This window comes from Microbacterium sp. Bi128 (assembly GCF_918698205.1).
The window spans coordinates 1-2019 of record NZ_CAKKMM010000940.1 but is presented as its reverse complement, the minus strand read 5'-3'; the positions used below and the strand labels follow the sequence as shown (position 1 = coordinate 2019).

2 pseudogenes are annotated in these 2019 nt (G+C 66.1%); both read right to left on the bottom strand.

Annotation, left to right across the window (positions count from 1 at the left end):
- A pseudogene (locus LQV45_RS28275) lies at nucleotides 1–308 on the bottom strand (hypothetical protein); the annotation flags it as partial.
- 160 nt (nucleotides 309–468) lie between these two features.
- A pseudogene (locus tag LQV45_RS28270) lies at nucleotides 469–1941 on the bottom strand (AMP-binding protein); the annotation flags it as partial.
- Nucleotides 1942–2019: the final 78 nt, after the last annotated feature.

Below are 2019 nucleotides of genomic sequence, written 5' to 3'. Positions count from 1 at the left end.
ACTCTGGGCAGTTCATGGGGTTTGCTGAGGTGGATGGTGGGGCATTCGCCCAACCATGGCGGCAGCCCGAGCCTGGTCAGCACGGCCGCGGTTTCATGGGACGCCCAGGCACCCGGGGTAGCAGCGGCGAGGACCCTGGCCCGTTCGACGATCTCAAGCTGCCGGCCGGCCGGCAGATAGATAAGGCGGCCGCCGTCGGACAAATCGTGCGCCCGTAGACGTTTGGGCGGAATACCCAGCGCGCGCGACTCATAGACGGTGAACGGTGTGAGGGTGAGGCTTTCGGGAAGCGGCACAATGCGGACCATGCGCACCATTGTGACCGCGGATCAGCCTCGGCGCTGAGGTTATCCACAGGCCCTCCGCAATCCCCGCAACGCGGGGTCACTTACGGCCCGTCCGGCGCCTCGGGATTGGCCTTAAGTGACCCCGCGTTGCCGTCAGCCGCCGCTCTGGAGGCCCAGCCGGGCCGTACTTTTCGTCCGGGTCACCGAACACCTGCACGTCCTGGCTGTCCGGGTGGGTGTAGAGGAATTCCTCGATTTCGCGCGGATAGACGTTCTCGCCGCCGCGGATCACCATGTCCTTGATCCGGCCCTCGATCACGATGTACCCGTCCGCGTCCATCCGGGCGAGGTCTCCGGTGTGCATCCAGGCGTCGGCGTCGATCGCCTCGGCGGTCTTGTCAGGCTGGTTCCAGTACCCGCGCATCACCGCGTAGCCGCGCGTGCAGAGTTCGCCGATCCCGCCGCGCTCCACCACCTCTCCCGTGACCGGGTCCACGATCCGGCTCTCCAGGTTCGGCATGGTCCGGCCCACAGTCTCGGTGCGCTGGGCCATGGTGTCCACGCTCCGGGTCATCGTGGACACCGGCGAGGTCTCCGTCATGCCGTAGCAAATGGCGACGTCTTTCATGTTCATTTCCGTGATGACCCGGTTCATCACCTCGATGGGACACAGCGAGCCGGCCATGACGCCCGTGCGCAGTGTCGAGAGGTCGTAGGAGGCGAAGTCCGGCAGGGCGAGCTCGGCGATGAACATGGTCGGCACGCCGTACAGCGAGGTTCCGCCGAAGTCCTGCACAGCTTCCAGCGCCGCGGCCGGCGAGAATGACCGGCCGGGGATGATGGTGGCGGCCCCGTGGCTGAGCGCCGCGAGGTTCCCGATCACCATGCCGAAGCAGTGATAGAAGGGCACCGGGATCACCACGCGGTCGTGTTCCGTGTAGCCCAGCTGTTCGCCGATCGAAAAACCGTTATTAAGGATGTTGTGGTGCGTCAGCGTGGCGCCCTTCGGGAACCCCGTGGTGCCGGAGGTGTACTGCAGATTGACGGGGTCCTGCGCGTCCAGTGCCGCCATGCGCGCTTTCAGCTCGGAGTGCCCGACGTCGTCGGCCCGCTTGAGCAGCTCGGCATAGGTGCGCTCCGCGTCAGTGCCGGGTTCGCCGGCGGTCAGCCCGTCCAGGCCGGTGCCCGGGAGGAAGACCAGCTCGCGCAGATCCGGGCACGCCGCCAGGGCCTGCCGCGCCATCGCTGTGTAGTCGCTGTTCCTGTCAGACGGCGCGGTGACCAGCATGCGCATGCCGTTCTGGGTGACCACAAACTCGAGCTCATGGCTGCGGTAGGCGGGGTTGACGTTGACCAGGATCGCCCCGACCTTCGCGGTGGCGTACTGCAGGATGGTCCACTCGGCGCAGTTGGGGCTCCAGATGCCGATCCGTTCGCCCTTCGCGACGCCCAGGGCGAGGAGCGCACGTGCCAGGCGGTCGACGTCGTCGTTCAACTTGGTGTAGCTCCACCGCCGGGCCTCTTCGCCGGGTACCGCAGCCGCCTCGATCAGGGCGTCGTGGTACGGGAACCGCGCCGCGATCCGTTCGAAGTTCGCGCCAATGGTTTCCTCGAGCAGCGGGACGTCAGTGTCCCCGGCTGTGTAAGCAAGCATGGTGTGACGCTACCAACAGTGCGGAGGCAAAAGAAGAGCAAAGCTTGGAAGTCCTATGAAATCTTGGGTCATGGTCCG